The organism is Flavobacterium commune, assembly GCF_001857965.1.
GTDB lineage: Bacteria > Bacteroidota > Bacteroidia > Flavobacteriales > Flavobacteriaceae > Flavobacterium > Flavobacterium commune.
Genome location: NZ_CP017774.1, coordinates 1,234,862 through 1,258,688, shown reverse-complemented (window position 1 = coordinate 1,258,688; position 23,827 = coordinate 1,234,862). Strand labels below are relative to the sequence as shown.

The 23,827-nt window shown below is 34.6% G+C and carries 26 protein-coding genes; 4 read left to right on the top strand and 22 right to left on the bottom strand.

From position 1 onward, the window contains the following. Positions 1–286 precede the first annotated feature (286 nt). Complete coding sequence (locus BIW12_RS05305) at positions 287–604, top strand: GNAT family N-acetyltransferase (protein ID WP_071184145.1); 318 nt, start codon at positions 287–289, stop codon at positions 602–604. Positions 605–745: 141 nt separating this feature from the next. Here the strand turns inward: BIW12_RS05305 and BIW12_RS05300 are convergent, their stop codons facing one another. The 3 genes from BIW12_RS05300 to BIW12_RS05290 form a co-directional block, all read right to left on the bottom strand. Next, positions 746–1,279 carry a porin family protein gene (locus tag BIW12_RS05300; protein WP_071184144.1) on the bottom strand — a complete coding sequence of 178 codons (534 nt, stop codon included), beginning with the start codon at positions 1,277–1,279 and terminating at the stop codon, positions 746–748. Between the two features lie 197 nt (positions 1,280–1,476). Continuing rightward, positions 1,477–1,917: a LexA family protein gene (locus BIW12_RS05295; protein ID WP_071184143.1), complete on the bottom strand. Its 441-nt coding sequence runs from the start codon at positions 1,915–1,917 to the stop codon at positions 1,477–1,479. Then, the gene (locus tag BIW12_RS05290; protein WP_071184142.1) at positions 1,908–3,182 is read right to left on the bottom strand and encodes a Y-family DNA polymerase; all 1,275 of its coding nucleotides are present in this window, start codon (positions 3,180–3,182) and stop codon (positions 1,908–1,910) included. The genes BIW12_RS05295 and BIW12_RS05290 overlap by 10 nt, the downstream gene beginning before the upstream one ends. Positions 3,183–3,473: 291 nt before the next feature. Here BIW12_RS05290 and BIW12_RS05285 point away from each other — a divergent pair, with 291 nt between their 5' ends. Continuing rightward, positions 3,474–3,878, top strand: a complete 405-nt coding sequence (locus BIW12_RS05285; protein ID WP_140486279.1) for a hypothetical protein — start codon at positions 3,474–3,476, stop codon at positions 3,876–3,878. Between the two features lie 218 nt (positions 3,879–4,096). On the opposite strand, the gene BIW12_RS05280 is transcribed toward BIW12_RS05285, so the two are convergent. After that, positions 4,097–4,966: an AraC family transcriptional regulator gene (locus BIW12_RS05280; protein ID WP_071184140.1), complete on the bottom strand. Its 870-nt coding sequence runs from the start codon at positions 4,964–4,966 to the stop codon at positions 4,097–4,099. A 189-nt stretch (positions 4,967–5,155) separates the two neighbouring features. Between BIW12_RS05280 and BIW12_RS05275 the strand changes: the two genes are divergently transcribed. Beyond that, on the top strand, positions 5,156–5,527 hold the full coding sequence (locus tag BIW12_RS05275) for a hypothetical protein (RefSeq protein WP_071184139.1): 372 nt from the start codon (positions 5,156–5,158) through the stop codon (positions 5,525–5,527). A 153-nt stretch (positions 5,528–5,680) separates the two neighbouring features. Here BIW12_RS05275 and BIW12_RS05270 read toward each other — a convergent pair whose 3' ends face one another. From BIW12_RS05270 to aspS, 18 genes are all read right to left on the bottom strand, one after another. Next, positions 5,681–6,673 (bottom strand): Gfo/Idh/MocA family protein, encoded by a 993-nt coding sequence (locus tag BIW12_RS05270; RefSeq protein ID WP_071186155.1) that lies wholly within the window; start codon positions 6,671–6,673, stop codon positions 5,681–5,683. A gap of 10 nt (positions 6,674–6,683) precedes the next feature. Next, a complete protein-coding gene (locus BIW12_RS05265; protein WP_071184138.1) occupies positions 6,684–7,400 on the bottom strand; it encodes a DsbA family oxidoreductase in 717 nt (238 codons plus the stop codon). Between the two features lie 164 nt (positions 7,401–7,564). Continuing rightward, positions 7,565–8,932, bottom strand: a complete 1,368-nt coding sequence (locus BIW12_RS05260; RefSeq protein WP_071184137.1) for an NADH-quinone oxidoreductase subunit N — start codon at positions 8,930–8,932, stop codon at positions 7,565–7,567. A 69-nt stretch (positions 8,933–9,001) separates the two neighbouring features. Continuing rightward, a complete protein-coding gene (locus BIW12_RS05255; protein ID WP_071184136.1) occupies positions 9,002–10,444 on the bottom strand; it encodes a complex I subunit 4 family protein in 1,443 nt (480 codons plus the stop codon). A 9-nt stretch (positions 10,445–10,453) separates the two neighbouring features. Continuing rightward, positions 10,454–12,337 carry an NADH-quinone oxidoreductase subunit L gene (gene nuoL, locus BIW12_RS05250; RefSeq protein ID WP_071184135.1) on the bottom strand — a complete coding sequence of 628 codons (1,884 nt, stop codon included), beginning with the start codon at positions 12,335–12,337 and terminating at the stop codon, positions 10,454–10,456. 6 nt (positions 12,338–12,343) lie between these two features. Continuing rightward, a complete protein-coding gene (gene nuoK / locus BIW12_RS05245) occupies positions 12,344–12,664 on the bottom strand; it encodes an NADH-quinone oxidoreductase subunit NuoK (RefSeq protein WP_026712543.1) in 321 nt (106 codons plus the stop codon). A gap of 1 nt (position 12,665) precedes the next feature. Further along, positions 12,666–13,205, bottom strand: a complete 540-nt coding sequence (locus BIW12_RS05240) for an NADH-quinone oxidoreductase subunit J family protein (protein WP_071184134.1) — start codon at positions 13,203–13,205, stop codon at positions 12,666–12,668. Continuing rightward, on the bottom strand, positions 13,206–13,769 hold the full coding sequence (locus BIW12_RS05235) for a NuoI/complex I 23 kDa subunit family protein (protein WP_071184133.1): 564 nt from the start codon (positions 13,767–13,769) through the stop codon (positions 13,206–13,208). Positions 13,770–13,883: 114 nt separating this feature from the next. Continuing rightward, complete coding sequence (nuoH, locus tag BIW12_RS05230) at positions 13,884–14,936, bottom strand: NADH-quinone oxidoreductase subunit NuoH (RefSeq protein WP_071184132.1); 1,053 nt, start codon at positions 14,934–14,936, stop codon at positions 13,884–13,886. 3 nt (positions 14,937–14,939) lie between these two features. Continuing rightward, positions 14,940–15,989: a 2Fe-2S iron-sulfur cluster-binding protein gene (locus tag BIW12_RS05225; RefSeq protein ID WP_071184131.1), complete on the bottom strand. Its 1,050-nt coding sequence runs from the start codon at positions 15,987–15,989 to the stop codon at positions 14,940–14,942. Positions 15,990–16,061: 72 nt separating this feature from the next. Further along, on the bottom strand, positions 16,062–17,429 hold the full coding sequence (gene nuoF, locus BIW12_RS05220; RefSeq protein WP_071184130.1) for an NADH-quinone oxidoreductase subunit NuoF: 1,368 nt from the start codon (positions 17,427–17,429) through the stop codon (positions 16,062–16,064). Position 17,430: 1 nt separating this feature from the next. After that, positions 17,431–17,961 carry a complex I 24 kDa subunit family protein gene (locus BIW12_RS05215; protein ID WP_071184129.1) on the bottom strand — a complete coding sequence of 177 codons (531 nt, stop codon included), beginning with the start codon at positions 17,959–17,961 and terminating at the stop codon, positions 17,431–17,433. A gap of 50 nt (positions 17,962–18,011) precedes the next feature. After that, positions 18,012–19,250, bottom strand: a complete 1,239-nt coding sequence (locus BIW12_RS05210; protein ID WP_071184128.1) for an NADH-quinone oxidoreductase subunit D — start codon at positions 19,248–19,250, stop codon at positions 18,012–18,014. Positions 19,251–19,282: 32 nt separating this feature from the next. Continuing rightward, entirely contained in the window at positions 19,283–19,804 is a 522-nt protein-coding gene (locus tag BIW12_RS05205; RefSeq protein ID WP_071184127.1) for an NADH-quinone oxidoreductase subunit C, read from the bottom strand. Between the two features lies 1 nt (position 19,805). Further along, positions 19,806–20,354, bottom strand: coding sequence for an NADH-quinone oxidoreductase subunit B (locus BIW12_RS05200; protein ID WP_071184126.1), 549 nt, complete (start codon positions 20,352–20,354; stop codon positions 19,806–19,808). Positions 20,355–20,514: 160 nt separating this feature from the next. Continuing rightward, positions 20,515–20,880 carry an NADH-quinone oxidoreductase subunit A gene (locus tag BIW12_RS05195; protein ID WP_071184125.1) on the bottom strand — a complete coding sequence of 122 codons (366 nt, stop codon included), beginning with the start codon at positions 20,878–20,880 and terminating at the stop codon, positions 20,515–20,517. 235 nt (positions 20,881–21,115) lie between these two features. Next, the gene (locus BIW12_RS05190; protein ID WP_035634121.1) at positions 21,116–21,310 is read right to left on the bottom strand and encodes a cold-shock protein; all 195 of its coding nucleotides are present in this window, start codon (positions 21,308–21,310) and stop codon (positions 21,116–21,118) included. 128 nt (positions 21,311–21,438) lie between these two features. Continuing rightward, entirely contained in the window at positions 21,439–23,187 is a 1,749-nt protein-coding gene (gene aspS, locus BIW12_RS05185; RefSeq protein WP_071184124.1) for an aspartate--tRNA ligase, read from the bottom strand. Positions 23,188–23,422: 235 nt separating this feature from the next. Here aspS and BIW12_RS05180 point away from each other — a divergent pair, with 235 nt between their 5' ends. Then, on the top strand, positions 23,423–23,770 hold the full coding sequence (locus tag BIW12_RS05180; RefSeq protein ID WP_071184123.1) for a toxin-antitoxin system YwqK family antitoxin: 348 nt from the start codon (positions 23,423–23,425) through the stop codon (positions 23,768–23,770). Positions 23,771–23,827: the final 57 nt, after the last annotated feature.

Here is a 23,827-nt window from a genome sequence, read left to right as displayed (position 1 = left end):
TTATTTGGATAATACCAATTAGACATATAAAAAAGTCTAATTGTTTTTTGTCAGTTCGAGCGCAGTCGAGTTGCAATAGTGGTTCTCGACTGCGCTCGAACTGACAATGAGACTAATTTAAATTTCTAAATGATATAAGATCAGAATCTGATTTAAAAATGATTTTCCCATCTTCTTAACATAGATTAAGATGTTTCCTTTTTTAGAATTGTAAATTTGTTAAACAAAATAGCAAGCTGGTTAATAGCTTGTTGTTTTTATCCAATAACCGTTTAATAAACTAAGTATGAAACCAGAATTCGAAAATATTCCTCTTGTCAAAAACGAAGAAGAGCAGCAGTTTGAAATTACTATTGAAGGACATAAAGCCTTTATCGTTTACAAAGAACAACCCCATGTTATTTCTTTAATCCACACCGAAGTAGAACCCGAATTGGAAGGAAAAGGCGCGGCTACAGCTGTAATTGAAAAAACATTGGCTTATATTGAAGACAATAATTACAAACTTATTCCGCTTTGTCCGTTAGTGTTTGCTTACATCAAAAGACATCCGGAATGGAAACGCATTGTTGATGAAAGTTTTCATGGATTCAAATTTTTATAATTATTCAATTTAACCTTATTTTACTATTACTATGAGCAGCATATAGGGTAAATTTTCCAATTTATATTATAAAGTAAAAAAATAGAGTATAAAAAAACCTTCTGCTACGAGAAGGTTTTTAAATTGAAAACTAATTTTATATTAGAAGTGTAATGCAAATCCGATGTTTAATTGAAAAACATCATCATAATAATCATCGTTTAACGATACATTATAACGAATTCCTGGCTCGATTGATACGTTTTTATTTAAAAAAATAGCATAACCTCCCTGTAAACCTAAATAGGAAGGGTTTTCATCGAAATCTTCATAATTCACTCCATTATAAGAAAGTTCTAAAGGGAATTTACCTGCAGCATAATACTTCAGTCCTAATTTGTAAGCAAAGCTATTTGCAGAGTAATATTCACCAAAAGCATCATCGTAAAAAGAAGTCTCACCAAATCCTAACCCGAATTTTAAAGCTAATTTATCATCAACAAAATATCCTGCTTCAGCTCCAATATTATAATCTGTTTGACCATTTTCAGACCATAAACCCATTGAAGTATTTCCAACTTTTTCACCAAAACCAGTGTTTGCTTCAATTAACCAACTTCCTTTAGAAACCTGCGATTGTGCATTGGCTAAACCAAATGCTAAAACAGCCATAGCTGTAAAAAATAATTTTTTCATTTTATATTATATTTTTTTAAACAAGAAGATAAAACGCATTTTACAATCATTTATTTTAGGTTTGTTTACAAAAATAGCATTAAAAAAAATAATGTTTTAACCGCAAAGTAGGCAGAGAGTTTACGCTAAGTTCACAAAGCTTTGTGTGCCTTGCGTTTCCTTTGTGGACTTTGTGGTTAAATCAGACCAACGAACAGTTACATTTTTTTTATCACATAAGTTACAATTCCCCAAATGATGAGTTGGTTTTCTTCGGTGACTTTTATGGGGCTGTAACTGCTATTTTCGGGCATCAGGTAGAGGCAGTCTTTTTCAAGTTTAATGCGTTTTACGGTAAATTCTCCATCGATAAAACAAATAGCAATTTTGTTGTCCTGCGGTTCAATACTTCGATCGACAATCAATACGTCCTTGTCGTTGATGCCGGCGTCAATCATCGAATTTCCTTTTACCTTAATATAAAAGGTGGCTAAGGGATTTTCGCTCAACTCTTTATTCAAATCGATATTGTTCTCCATAAAATCAGCTGCGGGAGAAGGAAATCCTGCCGAAACACCATCAGGGATGAAAGGAATTCGCAGTTCACTTTCGTAATCCGGTTTATGGAAGCTGAGTTTTTGGTCTTTTTTCATTCGCATCGTATTTCGAGAATATCTTTAAATTTTGTGGTGTATTTTGGAGATAAATGATTCTGATTCATGTTCCAGGTCAAATTTAAATTTTGGCTGGCCAATTTTACTTTGGTATCGCCAATTTTAGTGTTCAGACTATCCATTGCTTTCATCAGTGCCAAATGCTTTGGGTTTTCTTCTTCAAACAATTGAAACTGTTTCTGGTTTTCGCCAATGAGTTCGCTAACAATAACCCCTGCTTTTTTAAATTTCAAATGTTCGTTGCCCCGGTGTATTTGTTTCAGTAATTCGATGGCTGTATTGGCAATGGTCAACGTCGAATTGGTTGAATAGGGCAAAGTGATTGCTTTGTTAAAATAGTATTGGGATGTCTTTACGCTATGTTTGTCAATAACGAGCATTACTATTATAGTATGGCAACAGGATTTTTGGCGGCGTAATTTCTCCGCGCAAACAGCTGCAAAAGTAGTGATGCGTTCCCGGAGTAAATCAAAATCGGAGATTTGTTTGGGAAAACTACGGGTGATGGCAATGCTTTTCTTTTGTTCGGCAATAGGTTCTAACTCTAAAACCGATTTCCCTTCCAGTTCTGCTTTTAATCGAAGACCGGTTACACCCATTTCTTTTTTTATCCAAGCTTCGTGTTGTGGTTGTATGAAATCGAATGCTGTATTGATGTTTCTTAATTTTACTTTTTTAGTCATTCGGTAGCCAATGCCCCAAACATCTTCAATTTGGGTCCATTTTAAAGCTTTGATACGTTTTTCTTCCGAATCGATTACATAAACTCCTTGGGTTCTGTCTGGGAATTTTTTGGCTATTTTATTCGCTACTTTCGATAGGGCTTTGGTTTCTGCAAATCCGATACAGGTAGGAATTCCAATCCATTTTCGAACACGAGTCTTCATTTGGAGACCATAATCGTGGTAATCAGGAATAGTTAATCCGTCAAAGTTCAGGAAAGCTTCGTCTATACTGTAAATCTCCACATTGGGTGTAAACTGGTTCAGGATTGTCATTACACGGCGGCTTAAATCGCCATAGAGTGCGTAATTAGACGAAAAGAGTTTTACGTTTTTCTCCTTTACCAAATCTTTAATTTGGAAAGCAGGCGCACCCATAGGAATGCCGGCTGCTTTGGCTTCATAACTTCTGGAAATCACACAGCCATCGTTGTTGGATAAAATCGCAATAGGCTTACCGTTGAATTCGGGTTGGAAAACACGTTCGCAGGAAGCATAGAAATTATTACAATCGACTAAAGCATACATAACACAAAATTACATAATACTGCCTTTTTCAAATCTTGTTCTATAGTTAAATTTTATTGTTTTCGAGAAGAATTTTATTTTTTTGAATTGATAAGAAAACCGAGAATATTGGTTTTAACTATGCTATTTTACCTGCAAACTATTTGAAATTACCATTTTTTAACTAAAACGTTTTCGTAAAAGGTAATATAGCATAGAAATATGAAAAATTACTGAAGTTTAAATAAAGATTAGCATACTATCTTTGACCCATAATAAAAAAGGAATTATAAATCTAAAAATTCTAAAATTATGAAAAAGATTATAAAACTTAGTTTCGTATTAATGGTAGTTTTAATTGCTATGAATACACGTGCAACTGGCGTTAAAATTTCTAAAGAAGAAGGAAAAGCCAGTTCAAAAAAGATGGTAACCTTTGCTGTAAATGACATAAACAAAGCTAATGTTTCTATTTATGATGCAAATAATAAACTGTTACATACAGAAAATGTGTACACATTAAATTTGAATCCACTTAAATCAGGTTCTAAAATTGTTAAAACTTACGATTTGAACCCTTTAGCTGACGGGGTTTATTACCTGGTTGCTGATTCTAAAACTAAAACGGTGAAATATGAAATTCTTGTAGTGAATGAAACTGCAACAATCATGTCAGATCCTCTTTCAGAAGTGCATAAAACGGTTGCGGTTAAATAATTAACTTTGGTTAGGTTAGTAGTTAGAGAGCCCCCTTTTTTAGGGGGCTTTTTTTTGGATTATTTATTTTTAATTCTGGATATTTTTGGTCAGTCTGAGCTTATCGAAGACTTTTTAGGTATCAAGTAACTACTTTCCTTTGATTTACTCAGGACAAGCTAAGCTCAGTGTGACAAAAATAGCATGAGAAATTATTTGAATAAAATTAAAACAGGCTCTTACTCTAAAAACGATTTCAACTCATGTCTGTATTCCGAAGCATTTTTGCCGGTGAATTCTTTAAATGTTTTATTAAAATGACTGAAATTATTAAAACCACTTTCAAAAGCTATTGCTGATATGCTGATGGGTTTTTCTGCTAATAATTTACAGGCATGAACCAATCGGTAGTCATTGACGAATTTAGTAAAGGTTTTATGGGTTATTTTTTTGAAATAACGACAAAATGAAGGTACGGTCATGCTTACTTTTTCGGCAATATCTTCGAGTTTTATATGTTCTTTAAAATTGTCTTTTACGTAATTAAAAATATAATTGATTCGTTCGTTATCCTGTACCTGCATTTCCATTCGAAAACCTTCGGCATTCAATACTGTGGCATCTTCGGTGGCTAATTCCAAATAATTGAAGATTTCTATAATAGTCAATAAACGTTCAAAGGGAGTTTGGTCTTCCATTTTTCCAATTTTCTTCCCAATTTTTCTTTTGGTTTTTCCTCCAAAAGTGATTCCTGATTTAGCCTGTTGTAATAAGTTTTTGATGTTGACCATTTCCGGAATCTCAAAAAAGTGTTCTCCCAGAAAGTCGGGTTTCATTTGGATAACAATTTCGTTTTTATTTCCGGTTAGTTCATCAGTAAAACCACAATGCGGCAAATTACTGCCTATTAAAGTCAAATCGCCATTGGTGTAGTAAGAAATATGACTTCCTACCTGACGTTTTCCGGCTCCACCATTTACAAATATCAATTCAATCTCCGGGTGATAGTGCCAAAAATGTGAATTGTAATTGATATCGTATTTGGTTAATGTAAACGAACTTCCAAAGGAAGGTTCTATAATTTTGAGTGTTGGCAGGTTGGATTTCATTTTATTGTTAATTGGTTTGGTTGATACTAAGTTAACAAATAAATATGTGATATTATCAAAATCGAGCTAAAACGTTTTCGTGAAAGGTAAAATAGCATATTAATAGGGAAATCTACTGTTCTTTTTCAAGTAAAGCTTGTGCTATCTTTGGTATAGTTAAATGATTATAAATCTAAAAAACATTGTATTATGAAAAAGATTTTAAAAATTAGTTTAGTGTTAGGAATCGTTCTATTAGCGATGAATGTGTATGCAGTTGCGGTTAATTTTTCATTACATAATAAATTTCGACAAGAAAAAATGATCTCATTTGGTTTAGAGGATAAAGATCAGGTTAAGATAAGTATTTATGATGCAAATGATAAGTTAATCCATAGTGAGAATCTTGCGGTTGATGGAAAGCTGGTTAGAAGTTATGATTTGAATAACTTTAATGAGGGAGTGTATTATTTAGTAGAAGAGTCTAAGACTAAAATTACCAAATATGAAGTTTTGGTTTTGAATGATTCGGCAACAATAATGTCTAATCCTTTTTCAGAAGTAGTAAAGCCTAGTTTGTAATATTAAAATAATTATAGAAAAAAAAGTTCAAATTTAATTTTTGGCACGAATTATGATAATTAAAAAGAGGTTAGAAATTTGCTATTTGTTAGTAATTAATTAGTTTGTGTAGTTAAAAAAAAGCTTCGGGTGGTTCTGAAGCTTTTTTTATTTTTATAACACATTAATAATTCTATCCATAACCCAGCTGGTATGTGTGGCCGATTCTCCGTTAGAAGGGTGAATTCCCTGGTCTGATAATTGATCTTTCATTTGTTGAACATGATGAAGCTGAACGTTTTCAGGGTGTTCAATAAAAAGTTCGATTTTTCCATTTTCGTTTGAAAGAATCACAGGAGTTTCATCAAAAATTGAAAACTCAATGCTTCCCTGACTTCCATAAATAATTACTTTGTCTTCTCGGGTTGCAGTACCAAAGTTCCAACTTCCTGTTCCTGTAATTCCGCTTTCATGCAGCCAGCATGCTACAAGAGCATCTTTGGACGAATATAAATTTTGTTGATTAATGCTTATTCCGGATACTTCTTTAATATTCCCCAACAGATAATTGAATAAGTCTAATCCGTGGCTGGCTAAGTCATCAAAATAGCCTCCTTTAGCAATTGCAGCATCGGTACGCCAATTGTATAAACCTGATAAATCCTGTGGAGAAGCGGGTTTACTCAAATGCCAGTTAATATGACGGATTGCTCCAATACTATTGGCTTCCAGCCATTTTTTTATTTGATCAAAACGGGGTAAACTGCGTCGATAGTAAGCTACAAAAAGCGGAATCTGTTTTTGTTTAAATGCTTCGTAAATGGCTTTGCTGTCTTCATAACTTGGAGCCAAAGGTTTTTCGATGCAACAGATTTTACCGGCTTCGGCAACTTTTAATCCGTACAATTTATGTGAATCGGGAGGAGTAGCTATATAAACTGCATCGATTTCAGGATCGTTGATAAGAGCATCAGCATCCGAATAGTATTTTTTTATACCATGTCTTTTAGCATAATCGGCTGCTTTTTCGGCATCGCGTCGCATTACGGCAACAATTTCGAATCCTTTCGTTTTTTGGTAAGCAGGGCCGCTTTTTTTTTCGGTTACATCGCCACAACCGATGATTCCCCAACGAATTATTGTGTTTTCTTTATTTATAGCACTCATTGTTATTGAATTAATTACAACCATCAATACCACAGCTGTCCGCTGAAGTAGCGTTCAAGATAGTAATTTTTGATTCGAATTGTCCTTCTTCCCAAACTTTTTCCAGTGTTTTTACAAATGTTTCCACATGCTGTGCTCCTGAAATGGCGTACTTATTATCGAAAACAAAGAAAGGAACACCCTGAACTCCGATTTTTTGAGCCATTTGCATGTCTTCTTCAACTTCTCTGGTGAATGAATTGGAGTTTAGGACTTCATCAACTTTATCGACATTAAGACCAACCTGAATTCCTAGTTGTTTTAAGGTTTCCTTATTATTTACATCTTTACCATCTGTAAAATAAGCTTTAAAAAGCAATTCTTTTAGTTCAGAACCTAAATTTTGTTTTTTTGCCAGATGCAATAAGCGATGTGCATTTAATGAATTAGCCATAACCGATTTCTCAAAATGAAATTCTAATCCAGAATTGGCAGCATTCTGTGTCATGTTTTCTAACATTTCGATAGCCCAATCTTTATCTTTTCTGTATTTTTCGGCAAGATGTTCGACTAAATTATCATCATCTGATGCTATGAAATTAGGATCTAACTGGAAACTTTTCCATTCGATTTCTATTGCATCCTGATGGCCAAATTGTGAGATTGCATTTTCTAATCTTCTTTTTCCAATATAACAAAACGGACACATAATATCCGACCAGATTTGTATTTTAAGTTTGTTTTCCATTTTTAACTTCTTGAAGTTTGTATATACAAATGTAGTTAAAAGATTTTGGAAGTAATTGATTTTTATATTTTTATTAGGAAAATCAGCTGGCTTAATAAAACAAAAAAAACATCAATCCCGATAGCTATCGGGATTGATGGTTCTGTATATTGAGTTTTTTCTTTTTACAATAAATCCAATACTAAGGATGGGAATAACCCTAAAGCAATATTTAAAACAATTGCAACTACAGCAACGGCATAATAAACTGTTGGAGTTGGTATTTTAGTTTCGTTTGGTTCTTTAGTGTACATAGCTAAAATTAGTTTGAAATAGTAACCTACACTGATGATGGAATTGATGACACCGATTATTACTAATGCAATAAATTCTGCCTGAATTGCCTGATTGAATAAAAACAGTTTGGCAAAGAAACCTCCAAAAACAGGGATTCCAGCCATTGATAATAATGAAGCTGTTAAGATAGCTGCCATCAAAGGATTATTTTTTCCTAAACCATGAAAATTAGTAATATCTTCGTTTTCTTTGGTTTTACAAACGTATAAAATTACTGCAAAAGCTGCGATTCCTGCCAGTGCATAAGCGGAAGTGTAATATAATAATGTTCCAGATGATTTTGAGATACTTAGTAAAGTCATTAACATAAATCCGGCGTGTGAGATTCCGGAAAAAGCCAACATACGTTTTACGTTGATTTGGCGTAAAGCCATGATATTTCCAACTGTCATCGAAGCAATAGATACAATTACAATAATCAACTGAAATGCTGGAGAAATATCGGCATTCATTGTTTTAACCAATTTGTATAAGGTAGCAATAGCCACCACTTTTGCCAAAGTACTCATTAAAGCAGTAGTCAAAGCAGGAGAACCTTCGTAAACATCCGGTGCCCAGAAGTGGAACGGTACAGCTGCAATTTTGAAAAGCATTCCGATAAATACTAGCACAATTCCAATTGGAAACCAAATTGGCAATTCGGCTGAACGGGATAATTCGCTAATTTCAGTTACATCAAAGCTTCCCATAGCTCCGTAAATTAAACAGATACCAAAAAGGATAATTCCCGAAGCAAAAGAACCCATCAGGAAATATTTCAATCCGGCCTCATTACTTTTAATGCTCAATCGGTTGCTTGATGCCAAAACATATAAAGCAATTGACAAAACTTCGATTCCTAAAAAGAACATTGCTAAATTTCCAAAAGAAACCATAGCTACAGCTCCTGCAAGCAGGAATATTTTTATGGCAATAAAATCGGAGATTTTAGTTTGATGATTTTCGTAGAATTTATGGCTCAAACTTACTAAGAAAATGGTTAGTATGATAAATAATCCTGAAAATCCCGACGAAAATTTACCCACAACAAGCATGTTGTTATAGTAACTATTAGGGTTGTTGAATTCAGAGATGTCTAAACCAAGTATAGCCAATAAACCAATAACAACTATTGGAATAATTGCTTTTCTAGCATCAAAAATTTCAAATAAAAGGCATAAAATACCTAATCCTATTATTGCTATTAATGTATTCATATTTATTTTGTGATTCAGGATTTGAGTTATGAAAGACTCAAATCTTTAGTTTGAATTTAATTTTTAATATTATTGAATTCTATTTAATGTTCTTAAAATCTGATCCAAACTAGGAGTGATTAATTCGTTTATTGGTCTTGGATACATTCCAAAAAAGAAAATAACCGCAATAATAATAACCAAAACTAAGGTTTCGTGGAAAGTTACATCGGCAAATACCTTTGTATTGGTTTCTCCAAGCATCACTTGTTGGTACATTTTTAACATATAATAAGCTCCTAATATAATTGTTGTTCCGCCTAGAATGGCAAACCATACATTAATTTGATACAAACTATATAAAACAGTGAATTCTCCAACAAAGTTAAAAGTAGTAGGTAAGGCTACCGAAGCCAGAACTAAAATCATAAACAATGAAGCAAATTTTGGTGCTTGTGAACGAATACCACCCATATTGGCAATTTCTCTGGTATCGAATCTTCTGTAGATGATTTCGGCTGCAAAGAACAATCCTACTACCACAAAACCATGAGAAATCATTTGTAAAACAGCTCCACGCAATCCGTCAATGTTTAGTGTATAACAACCGGCTGCAATCAATCCAACGTGTGCCAATGAAGAATAAGCCAATAATTTTTTCAAATCTTTTTGCCTCAAAGCCACAATCGAACCATAGATAACACCTGCAATTCCGAGTCCAATTAATATTGGTAAATAAGTTTTAGATGCAATAGGAGTTACAGGTATTTGCCAACGCAAAACACTATATAATCCCATTTTTAGCATAATACCTGATAAAAGCATGGTACCAACCGTAGGTGCTTTTTGATATACTTTTGCCTGCCAGGTATGGAATGGAATAATCGGTATTTTGATAGCATAAGCTAAAAAGAATGCCCAGAAAATCCAGAATTGTTCTGTTCGGCTTAATTCTACTTTGTAAAAATCGGTGATTAAAAAAGTGCCGGATTTTTGGAATAAATAGATAAAAGCAATTAGCATGAACAAAGATCCTGCAAGTGTGTAAATGAAAAATTTCACCACTGCTTTCTTGCGTTCTTCAGTATCTCCGTTACCCCAAATTAAAGCAATGAAATAAATAGGAATCAATGCTAATTCCCAGAAAATATAATATAAAAGCCCATCAGTGGCTAAGAAAGTTCCTGTCATAGCAAATGCCATGAACAAAATTAGCGCATAGAAAGATTTTGCATTTTTATATTCATTTCCAAAAGAAGAATAGATAATCAAAGGAGTTAATGCTGTTGTTAAAAACAACATGATTAATGATAATCCATCAGCAGTTAGTGTAATTGTAATTGAAGGATCGTTAATCCAGAGTTTGAAATAACTGATGTTTTCTCCTGAATTATAGCTATTCAATAAGACAATAGATAATCCAAAAGCAACTAAGCTGAATAATAATGCCACTTTTGAAGCCAGTTTATCGCCGGCAAAGTAAGTTGCAAATGCACCAACAAGAAGTATAATTAATAGTAGTGATACGTTCATGATATAAAATTATTGAGCTAAAAATAAATAAGTTACTATACTGCAAAGTCCTAGAACAAATACAAACAAGTAAAAACCAATGCTTCCTGTTTGTAATTTTTTCCCCTGGTAACTTAATTCGTTGGTTACTTTTCCTAATCCAAATACTGTAGCTGATAAAGCAGTTTCTACATAATCTCTAAAGAATCGTGATAAGGTATTTGTTGTTTTTACAAAAATAACGTCATAGATTTCATCCACATAATATTTGTTGTACAATACTTTTGAAAAACCAGTGATTTCGGCATCTTCAGCTGGAACCTGGCTTTGTTTGATATATTTTACAAAAGCAATTGTAATTCCTATGATTCCACCCAGAACAGCAACTGCCATCAAAGTATATTCGGTTGTTCCAAAATGATGTGCTTCGTGAGCTTCTTTCGAAAATAATGGTGCTAAATAATGATTCAACCAGCTATTTGTTGGTAAACTAATCAAGCCACCAATAGTTGCTAAAATGGCCAATACAATCAGCGGGAAAGTAATTAATCCCGGGCTTTCGTGTAAATGAGATTTTTGGTGTTCAGTTCCTCTGAATTCTTTAAAGAAAGTCAAATACAACAAACGGAACATATAAAAAGCAGTCATTAACGAAGCTAGAGAAGCAATAACCCAAAGTGCTATGTTATGATGAAAAGCAGTCATTAAGATTTCATCTTTCGAGAAAAACCCTGAAAAAGGAGGAATTCCTGAAATAGCCAATGAAGAAAGTAAGAAAGTAATAAAAGTAATTCCCATTACTTTTTTCAATCCGCCCATTCTGCGCATATCTTGTTCTCCGTGTAAAGCGTGAATTACTGAACCTGAACCTAAGAACAAACAAGCTTTAAAGAAAGCGTGAGTAATTACGTGAAAAACAGCAATTTCATAAGCTCCAAAACCTAAAGCTAAGAACATTAATCCCAATTGTGAAACGGTAGAATAAGCCAATACTTTTTTGATATCGGTTTGAACCAAAGCAATCGTTGCAGCAACTAAAGAAGTTATAGCACCAATAATAGCGATGATGTTTTGTACTTCGGGAGCTAAATCAAATACATAATTTAATCTTGTAATCATGAAAATACCAGCAGTAACCATCGTAGCGGCGTGAATCAAAGCCGAAACTGGCGTTGGTCCAGCCATTGCATCAGGCAACCAGGTGTACAAAGGAATTTGAGCTGATTTACCACAAGCTCCAATGAACAATGCAAAGGCAGCAATCGAAATCATGGTAAGGTCTAAATTACCAGAAGTAGCAATAGCCGTTTTTAAAGTAGTATAATCTAAAGTAGAGAACAAAGATCCGATGATGAAAATTCCAATCAACAATCCTAAATCTCCTATTCTGTTCATGATGAAAGCTTTTTTAGCCGCATCATTGTAATCCTGGTTTTTGTGCCAAAATCCGATAAGCAGGTAAGAACAAAGTCCAACGCCTTCCCATCCGATGAATAGTACTAATAAGTTGCTTCCAATAACTAAGGTAATCATGAAGAAGATAAACAAATTCAGGTAAGCAAAGAACTTGTGCATATTCTCATCATCGTGCATATAGCTGATAGAGTAGAGGTGAATTAAAGAACCAATTCCTGTTACAAAAAGCAACCACAAAATTGATAATTGGTCTAAAAGGAAACCAAAATTCACACGGAAATTGCTAATTTGAATCCAATTGAACAATTCAATTTCAATGGCTTCTTTGCTTTCGTTTATTTGAAGGAAAAAAACAAGGGTAGCAACAAATGAAACTACAACTGTTAATGTCCCAATAATTCCTGAAGCCGATTTTCCAATCTTTTTTCCAAAGAAAATATTAAATAAAAATCCTAAAAAAGGAGCTAATAATAAGAGTAAAGCTAAATTCGTATTCATTATTGTTTATCCTTTTAAGTTTTTTAAATTATTAATATCAATCGAACCTAAGTTTCTAAAAATAGATACTAAAATCGCTAAACCTACTGCAACTTCAGCCGCAGCCACAGCCATAGAGAAAAACACAAAAACCTGACCTTGTGCATCCTGATGATAGGTCGAAAATGCCACAAACAAAAGGTTTACCGCATTCAACATAATTTCGATCGACATAAATACGATAATAGCATTTCGTCTGTATAAAACTCCAAATACTCCAATACAAAAAAGTATTACAGAAAGGAAGATATAGTTTTCGATGCCTATTTCATTTAAAATATTAGTCATTTTATTTCTCCGTTTTTTCTTTTTTAGACAATAATACTACGCCAATCATCGCTGTTAAAAGCAAGATAGAAGCAAATTCAAAAGGAACCATGTATTCGTTTAATAAAACACGTCCTAAAACTTTGATCGATTGGTAATCTTCACCAGTTGCAATGTATTCTCCGGCTATAGGTTTTGAATTGATAAACACTAAAATCAAAACAATACAGATTAAACAAAAGGAAACTATAGCTCCCAGTCGGGTAATACGCGGTTTGTGAACTTCATTTTCTTTATTCAAATTCATTAACATGATGGTGAATAAGAATAAAATCATAATTGCTCCTGAGTAAACAATAACATGAACAATAGCCAAAAACTGAGAATTCAACAGTAAATAATGTCCGGCTATAGAGAAAAATGAAATTACCAGATACAGTGCGCTATGGATTGGATTTCTACTAAAGATGGCTAAGAAAGCCGTAATTACCGTTATAAACGCTAAGAAACAAAATATAATTTGTACAGTAGATGCGTGTGCAAAATCAGGAATATGTATCATTTAGTTAGCCTTTTTAAGCCCGCCCGCTGCAAGCTGGTTAGTATTCTTGATAGCCATTTCTAAAGGCATCACTAATTTATCTTTTCCAAAAATAAAATCTTCTCTTTCATAACTCGAAGGAACCAATACTTTTGAAGTAGTTAAATAAATTGCGTCTTTAGGACAGGCCTCTTCGCACAATCCGCAAAAAATACAACGCAACATATTAATCTCATATATTTCGGCATATTTCTCCTCGCGATACAAATGTTTTTCATTGGCTTTACGCTCGGCAGCTTTCATAGTGATGGCTTCTGCAGGACAAGACAAAGCACACAATCCGCAGGCAGTACAGTTTTCTCTTCCCTGTTCGTCACGTTTCAACATGTGTTGTCCGCGATATACCGGACTCATGGTGCGCACTTGCTCAGGATACTGAATAGTAACCTTTCTTGAGAATAAGTGTTTTAGTGTAATGAATAATCCTTTTACAATCGCAACAAGATACAAACGCTCTAAAAAAGTCATCTCTTTGTTAGAGACTTGTTTTTTTCTTCCCGATAAGGATATGGTTTCTATTGACATCTTTATTTTATTTTTTATTTGAAGCTATTCCCGCTTTTCGCTGTATCTTTTATTTCGCTATCGCTTCATAAAAGGATGCCGCTTCAATCGGGGCTAATGCTAATCTTTGCTAATTTAAAATCCTAAAAATGCTATGATTTCATGTCTCAAAATTACAATTCCTGTAATCATGATATTTAATATTGACAACGGAATTAATATTCTCCATCCTAAATGCATCAATTGATCGTATCTGAATCTTGGAATGGTCCATCTTACCCACATATAGAAAAAGATGAAGAAACATATTTTTGCAAATAAAACTCCAATTCCGATTAGGTTTGCCAAATTTACGCCCCAGTTTTCTACTGCCCAACTCATTCCCGGATAATTGTATCCACCAAAGAATAAAACAGCAAGAATAGTTGAAGAGATAAACATATTGGCATATTCAGCAAATAAATAGAATCCCATTTTCATAGATGAATATTCCGTATGATAACCTCCAATTAATTCACTCTCACATTCTGCTAAGTCAAAAGGTGTTCTGTTCGATTCAGCAAATGCACAAATCAGGAAAATCAAGAACGAAAGTGGCTGATAAAACACATTCCAGTGCATGCCTTCTTGTTGTAAACTAATTTCTCTTAGACTCAAAGTTCCTGTCATCATTAGCAAAGCAATAATGGATAATCCCATTGCTATTTCATAAGAAACCATTTGAGAGGTAGCTCTTACCGCACTCATTAAAGAGAATTTATTATTGGAAGCCCATCCTCCAATGATGATTCCGTAAACTCCAACCGAAACTACTCCAAAGAAATACAATAAAGCCACATCAATATCGGCAGCTTGCAGGATGATGTCTCTTCCAAAAAGATGGAATTTATCCCCCCATGGAATTACGGCACTTGTCATCAAAGCCGTACTCATAGCTACAGCCGGTCCTACATAAAATAAAAATTTATTAGGTGTGTTGGGTTCAAATTCTTCTTTCGAAAATAATTTTAAACCATCAGCAAGAGGTTGTAAAATTCCTCCTTTTCCGGCTCTGTTAGGACCAATACGGTCTTGTAACCAGGCTGCAATTTTTCTTTCTGCAAGTGTAGAATACATTGCCATAACCATTGTAATGGCAAAGACAACAAGAATGATAACACTTTTTTCTATAATAATTGTACTGTCCATTTTTTATAGATTACCATTGTTAAATTCATCTTGCTCTTCTTTGTTTAATGGAATAGCAGTCATACTGATTTTTTTACGGTCTTGCTCTCTGCCTTTTAGAATTCCTTCTTCAGTAGCGATATGAACTGTTTCCATTTCACGGGTGTAATTATTTTGATTGATAACCGAATCTTTATCAAATTTTCGAGGTCCTTCAATAACCCAATCCGTAACTTCTTTTTTGTCAAAACGACAAGTGTTACAAATAAAATCCTCTACTTCGTGGTATTGGTCTTTTCTTCCGGTAACTCTTTGAATTTCATTTCCAAACATCCAAACCGTAGTTTTTCCGCAACATCCCGGAGTCGTACATTCTCTGTGCGCATTATACGGTTTGTTAAACCAAACTCTCGATTTAAAACGGAAAGTTTTATCAGTCAAAGCTCCTACAGGACATACATCAATCATGTTTCCTGAGAATTCATTGTCGATAGCTTTCGAAATACAAGTCGAAATATTAGCATGATCACCGCGGTCTAAAACTCCGTGAACTCTTTTGTCAGTCAATTGATCGGCTACTTGTACGCAACGTTGACACAAAATACAACGGTTCATGTGCAATTGAATATTTGGGCCAATATCTTCCGGTTCAAACGTTCTTTTCTCTTCTATAAAACGTGTTTTTGATTTTCCGTGTTCAAAGCTTAAATCCTGTAAATCACATTCTCCTGCCTGATCGCAAATAGGGCAATCTAACGGGTGATTGATCAATAAAAATTCAGTAACCGATTGTCTGGCTTCTCTTACTCTGTCTGAATTTTTACTGTTTACTTCCATACCATCCATACATCCTGTTACACAAGATGCCATTAATTTTGGCATAGGTCTTGGGTCAGCTTCACTTCCTTTGGAAACTTCAACTAAACAACAACGGCATTTTCCACCGCTCCCTTTTAGTTTAGAATAATAGCACATCGCAGGCGGAACTGATTCTCCTCCTATCATACGAGCCGCTTGTAGAATGGTTGTTCCTGGTTCTACTTCTATGCTTTGACCGTCAATTGTTACTTTCATTATTACAATATTTTACTCCTGAGAGTGTCTTGTTTTTGAAATCAATCCCGATAAGCTATCGGGACGTTATTTTTAAATCACTTGTTTGCTAACTAAATGCCTTACTTTTTCAAAAGGCTCATTTACAAAGTGATCTCTGTTTTTTATTCTTTCAGGGAAACGAACATGGTATTCAAATTCCTCTCTAAAATGACGAATAGCTGCTGCTACCGGCCATGAAGCCGCATCACCAAGAGGACAAATGGTGTTTCCTTCTATTTTAGACTGAATACTCCACAATAAATCGATATCTTCTTCGCGTCCGTGACCGTTTTCAATTCGGTGCAATACTTTTTCTAACCAGCCTGTTCCTTCACGGCAAGGTGTACATTGCCCACAGGATTCATGGTGATAGAAACGAGAGAAATTCCAAGTGTTACGTACAATACAAGCCGTATCATCATAAACAATAAATCCTCCTGAACCTAACATCGAACCTGTTGCAAATCCGCCGTCGCTCAATGATTCGTAAGTCATTAAACGATCTTCACCATTAGCAGTTTTGAAAATCAAATCGGCTGGTAAAATCGGCACAGATGAACCTCCAGGAACCAAAGCTTTCAAAGGTCTGCTGGATGACATTCCTCCTAAATATTCGTCAGAATTCATAAATTCATCAACACTTAATCCCAATTCGATTTCGTAAACTCCCGGATTTTTAATATTTCCTGAAGCCGAAATTAATTTAGTTCCTGTTGATCTTCCAATACCAATTTTAGCATAATCATCACCTGAATTGTTTACAATCCAAGGCACTGCTGCAATAGTTTCTACGTTGTTTACCACTGTTGGGTTAGCCCAAAGCCCGGAAACAGCAGGAAATGGCGGTTTGATACGTGGATTTCCTCTTTTACCTTCTAACGATTCGATTAAAGCGGTTTCTTCTCCACAGATATATGCTCCTGCTCCGCAGTGAACGTGTAATTCTAAATCGTAACCTGAACCTAAGATATTTTTTCCTAACCATCCCGCAGCTTTTGCTTCGGCAATGGCTCTTTCTAATATTTTGAAAACCCACATGTATTCTCCACGAATGTAGATGTACGAGCGGTTTGCTCCCAAAGCAAAACTCGAGGTAATCATTCCTTCGATTAATAAATGAGGAATAAATTCCATCAAATATCGGTCTTTGAAAGTTCCCGGTTCTGATTCGTCGGCATTGCAAACCAAATGTCTTGGCTTACCTGATTTTTTGTCAATAAAACTCCACTTCATTCCGGCAGGGAAACCAGCTCCACCACGACCACGAAGTCCTGATTTCTTTACTTCCTCAACCACTTCATCAGGAGTCATTGATTTTATGGCTTTTTCTACTGAAGCATAACCGCCTTCTCTGCGATACACTTCGTAGGTTTTAATGCCCGGAACGTTGATTTTGTCTAATAATATTTTCTTTGACATCTTATTTATCGTGTAATATTATTTTATTATCTCGGCAATCAGCAATTAACTGATCGATTTTTTCTCTGGTCAAATGCTCTTTGTAGAAATCTCCTAATTGCATCATTGGAGCGTAACCACAAGCTCCTAAACATTCTACGCCTCTTACTTCAAAAAGTCCGTCAGCAGTAGTTTCACCAATGCCAACTCCTAGTTTTTCACAGGTGTAATCCATCAAATCTTCTACTCCGTTTAGACAGCAGCATGAAGTTTGGCAAAATTCAAACATGTATTTCCCAATTGGTTTTAAGTTGTACATAGTATAGAAAGTCGCAACTTCATAAACTTCAATAGGTAAAATTCCAAGAATATCGGCAACCTTATCCATAAGTTCGATACTAAGCCAGTTGTCGTGAGCATCCTGAACTTCGTGTAAAACAGGTAATAAAGCTGATTTTCTTTTATCTTCAGGATAATGACTAATTAATTCATTGATGCGATTCATCAATGATTCCGTCATATTTATTTCTTGTTCGTAATGTTTTCTTTCCATTTTTCTTTTAAATCTGAAATCTAAAATCGTTAATCAACAATCTGAAATCCTTATGCGTCTAATTCTCCGGCAATTACATTTAAACTGGATAAAATAACAATGGCATCAGATAGTAATGCACCTTTTATCATTTCTGGGTAAGCCTGGTAGTAGATAAAACAAGGTCTTCTAAAGTGAAGTCTGTAAGGGGTTCTACTTCCGTCAGTAACCAGATAAAAGCCTAATTCTCCATTTCCACCTTCTACCGGATGATAGATTTCGGCAACCGGAACAGGAACTTCTCCCATTACAATTTTGAAATGATAGATTAAAGACTCCATATTGTGGTAAACATCTTCTTTTGGAGGCAAGTAGTAATCAGGAACTTCAGCATGGTATTCATTTCCTTCCGGCATTTTTTCTAAAGCTTGACGAATAATGCTTAAACTTTCCCAAACTTCGGCATTACGCACGCAAAAACGATCATAAGTATCTCCCGATTTCCCTACTGGGATTATAAAATCGAAATCTTCATAAGAACTATAAGGCTGTGCAACACGAACATCATAATCAACACCGGCAGCACGTAAATTAGGTCCTGTAAAACCGTAAGCCATAGCTTTTTCAGCCGAAATTGCTCCTACATTAACGGTTCTGTCAATAAAAATTCTGTTTCTCTCGAACAGGTTTTCAAATTCTTTCCAGGCAGGAGGGAATTCTTCAAGAAAAGTGTTTAACAATTCAAAAGCTTTTGGCGACCAGTCTCTTTCAAAACCACCAATTCTTCCCATGTTAGTTGTTAAACGAGCTCCACAGATTTCTTCGTAGATTTCATATACTTTTTCTCTAAATTGAAAAACATAAAGGAAACCAGTATAAGCACCTGTATCAACTCCTAAAATCGAATTACAAATCAAGTGATCGGTAATCCTTGCTAATTCCATTACAATAACTCTTAAATACTGCGCTCGTTTAGGAACTTCAATATTTAGTAATTTTTCTAAAGTCATCCACCATCCCATGTTGTTGATAGGAGAGGAGCAATAGTTCATACGGTCAGTAAGTGGAGTGATTTGATAGAAAGGTCGATTTTCGGCAATTTTTTCAAAAGCACGATGGATGTAACCGATAGTTGGTTCGGCATCTAAAATTCGCTCTCCATCCATCAACAGAATGTTTTGGAAAATTCCGTGAGTAGCCGGGTGAGTAGGACCTAAATTCAGGATAGAAAGCTCGCTTCCGTCTTCATTTGATCGCTCCTTTATTATTTTAGCATAGCGATGCTCTGGTGGTAATAATAGTTCTGACATTTATAGAATGTGAAAAATTATATATTGTTTTTTTAGCAATTGTCTATTGTTCTTCCGAAGAAACGGTCGTCTTTGTCTGTTCTTCCGCCATCTTCCATTGGGAATTCTTTACGCATTGGGAAAGAAATCATTTCATCCATATTCAAAATGCGTTTCAACTGTGGATGACCAATAAAATTGATGCCGAAGAAATCGTATGTTTCTCTTTCCATCCAGTTTGATGTCAGGAAAATATTAGATACCGTTTTGATTTCAGGGTTTTCTGCATTAAGAAAAGCTTTGATTCTGATGCGTTTGTTTTCGTACCAATTGTGCATATGATATACAACCGCAAATTGTTTCTCTGCCGGATTATCCGGATAGTGAATCCCGCATAAGTCAGTTAAGAAATGAAAACGCAATTCAGGGTCGTTTTTTAAGAATAAAATGATAGCGGTATTGTTGTTAGCATTGATTTCAAAAGAAAAAACGTCTCTTTCCTGTTGGAAATTGAAAACTTCTTCTGCAAATGTTGCTGTTAATTTTTCTTGAATAGCTGTGTTTTCTAATGCCATTTTATTTGATATTATAAGAAGCTAATAATTCTTGATACTCAGGCGAACTTCTTCTTCTTACCGATTCTGATTTTACCAATTCCTGTAATTTCATCACACCATCAACAATTTGCTCCGGTCTTGGCGGACAGCCTGGAACATAAACGTCAACCGGAATTACTTTGTCAATTCCCTGAAGAACAGAGTAAGTATCGAAAATTCCACCTGAACAGGCACAGGCACCTACAGAGATTACCCATCTAGGCTCTGACATTTGTTCGTAAACCTGACGTAAGATAGGAGCCATTTTTTTAGAAATAGTTCCCATAACCATTAACATATCGGCTTGACGAGGAGAGAAACTTACACGTTCAGAACCAAAACGTGCCAAGTCATAATGAGATGCCATTGTGGCCATAAATTCAATACCACAACAAGAAGTTGCAAAAGGCAATGGCCAAAGTGAATTGGCACGAGCCAAACCTACAACGTCATTTAGTTTTGTGGCAAAGAAGCCTTCGCCAACAACTCCTTCTGGTGGTGCAACCATATTTACTTTTGAATCGCTCATTTTTTATTCTTAGATTTCTGATTTCGATTTTAGATTGTTGTAAATCCTAAAAACAAAATCAATTTTTATATCAATTTTTAATTTAAGAAGTTTGCTTTCAAATCTGAAATTCTAAATTCATGTAATCTAAAATCTAAAATCTGAAATCTAAATTCTTTTTTTATTCCCATTGTAATGCTTTCTTTTTGATGATATAGAAAAAACCAACTAAAAGCAAAGCCATAAACACAATCATTTTTATCATTCCTTCCATTCCCAGTTCTTTGAAGTTGATTGCCCATGGATAAAGGAAAATAACCTCAATATCAAACAATACAAACAAGATAGCAACCAGGAAATATTTTACTGAGAAAGGAATACGTGCATTTCCGACAGATTCAATTCCACATTCAAAATTCTTGTCTTTAGCTTCTGACTTTCTTTTAGGGCCTAATTTTCCTGAAATGAAGATAGTTGTTACAACAAAACCGATAGCAAGTAAAGCTTGCATTAGTATTGGAAGATAATTGAATTGTTCCGTTTGCATAATAATATTTTTTCGCTAAAATAAGTCACAAAGATATGCTTCAATGTTATAAAACACAAGTAGACAATCAAAATTAGTGGTTGGTTTTAAGGTGTTTTTTTCTAGTTTTTAATGATTATAAATAAGCTTTTTTAGGTTTTCTTAAAAAAAACTAAAATTTTAACTTTTCATTATAAAAAAAGCGTCCCGATAATTATCGGGACGCTTTGCATTCGGTAACAAAAAAATATTTTGTTTAGATAACTGCAACTTTAGCAGCAACTTTTCCTTTTCTTCCTTCTTCTTCTTCGTAGCTAACTCTGTCACCTTCGCGTAATTCTTCCGCGCTGATTCCTGAAGCATGAACAAAAATGTCTTTTCCTGTTTCTTCGTCTGTAATGAATCCGTAACCTTTTGATTCATTGAAAAATTTAACTGTACCTGTACGCATTGTAATAGTAATAATAATTTATAATAAGGCAAATGTAATGTTTAATTACATACGAAAATGATTAATAGCAACTTTTTTCATAAAATAATTGATATTCAGTGTATTCAAGGCTTTTCGAAAGATATTTATTATAAATCTAGCTGTATGTGTAATTCGTTTAATTGAGCATTATCAATGGCTGACGGAGCGTCAATCATCACGTCTCTACCGGAGTTGTTTTTAGGGAAAGCGATGAAATCTCTGATAGTTTCCTGACCTCCTAAAATGGCAACTAATCTATCTAGTCCAAAAGCTAATCCACCATGAGGAGGAGCTCCAAACTGGAAAGCATCCATTAGGAATCCGAACTGCGCTTTTGCTTCTTCTTCAGAGAATCCTAAATATTTAAACATTAATTGTTGGGTTGCTTTATCGTGAATACGAATAGAACCTCCTCCAATTTCATTTCCGTTTAAAACCATGTCGTAAGCATTAGCGCGAACTTCTCCCGGTTTGGTTTCTAATAAGGCAATATCTTCCGGTTTTGGGGAAGTAAATGGATGGTGCATGGCGTGGTAACGACCGCTTTCTTCATCAAATTCCAACAATGGGAAATCAACAACCCAAAGCGGAGCGAATACTTCCGGATTACGTAATCCTAAACGAGTGGCTAATTCCATTCTTAAAGCACTCATTTGTGCTCTCGTTTTATTAGATGGACCCGAAAGCACAAAAATCATATCGCCTGCTTTAGCGCCGGTTGTTTTTGCCCAATTGGCTATATCTTCCTGATCGTAGAATTTATCTACTGATGATTTAAAAGTACCGTCTTCGTTGCATTTTACATACACCATTCCTGATGCTCCTACTTGCGGACGTTTTACCCAGTCAATTAACGCATCAATTTCTTTACGGGTATAATTTCCGGCTCCCGGAACTGCAATTCCTACTACTAATTCAGCAGCGTTGAATACAGGGAATTCTTTGTGTTGTGCAAATTCGTTCAATTCGCCAAATTCCATCCCAAAACGTATGTCCGGTTTGTCATTTCCGTATGTTTTCATCGCGTGATCGTATGTCATGCGAGGGAATTTGTCAACTTCGATTCCTTTGATTTCTTTTAGTAAATGACGTGTTAGCCCTTCGAAAATGTTCAGGATGTCTTCTTGTTCTACAAATGCCATTTCGCAGTCAATTTGTGTAAACTCTGGCTGGCGGTCAGCACGTAAATCCTCGTCACGGAAACATTTCACAATTTGGAAATATTTATCCATTCCACCTACCATTAATAATTGTTTGAAAGTTTGTGGCGATTGTGGCAAGGCATAAAATTGTCCTTCGTTCATACGGCTTGGTACAACGAAATCTCTCGCTCCTTCAGGAGTTGATTTGATTAGATAAGGCGTTTCTACTTCGCAGAAATCCAAATCTGATAAATATTTACGAACTTCCATTGCTACTTTGTGACGGAATAGCAAACTGTTTTTTACCGGATTTCTTCTAATATCTAGGTAACGATATTTCATTCTAATGTCTTCACCGCCGTCTGTTTCATCTTCGATAGTAAATGGAGGAGTCAGAGCACTATTTAATATGTTTAGTTCAGAAACTAAAATTTCTATTTCACCTGTTGGGATATTTTTATTTTTAGCTTCTCTTTCGATAACGGTTCCCTTAACCTGAATTACAAATTCGCGTCCAAGTGTTTTTGCTAATTCGAATACTGTTTTTTTAGTACGACTTTCGTCAAAAATTAATTGTGTAATTCCATAACGGTCTCTTAAATCGACCCAATTCATGAATCCTTTATCACGTGATTTTTGAACCCAACCTGCAAGTGTTACTTCGGTATTGATATGTGAGGCGTTTAACTCGCCACAATTATGACTTCTGTACATTATCGAAAAATTTAATTATTTGGTTTATAAGTCTAAAAAAAGACACGGCTGCAAATTTAGAACTAATTATGTACATTAAATTGAGAAAATTGAATTTTTAATGCTGGCTTTGATTTCCGGTTTTTATTTCCAATGTTAAGTTTTCGTTCTGTGTTATTAAATTGTTACCAAATTGTTTTTTAAATGTAAATTAATATCTAAATTTGATAAAAGAAACCACTTAAAATTTTACATTATGAAAAAATATATAATTATCGGAGCATTATTAATCACAGGAATGATTTTTGCACAAACCCCAAAACCTCAATTAGAAGCCGTTGGAAATAAAGTAAAAGCAACTTATTTTCATGAAAATGGAAAGGTTCAGCAAACAGGTTTCTTTAAAAACGGAAAATTAGAAGGAAAATGGACTTCTTACGATCAGGATGGAAACAAATTAGCTATTGCTGAATATAATAATGGTGAGAAAGTAGGGAAATGGTTTTTCTGGAAAGATTCTACTTTGAGTGAGGTGGATTATTCTAATAACCAAATTGCTTCTGTGAAAAATTGGAAAAAAGAAGCAATAGTTAATGCGGATTAAAAATTACAATTGTTAATTATGAAAAGGCTTTTCCTGAAATATTTCGGAAAAGCCTTT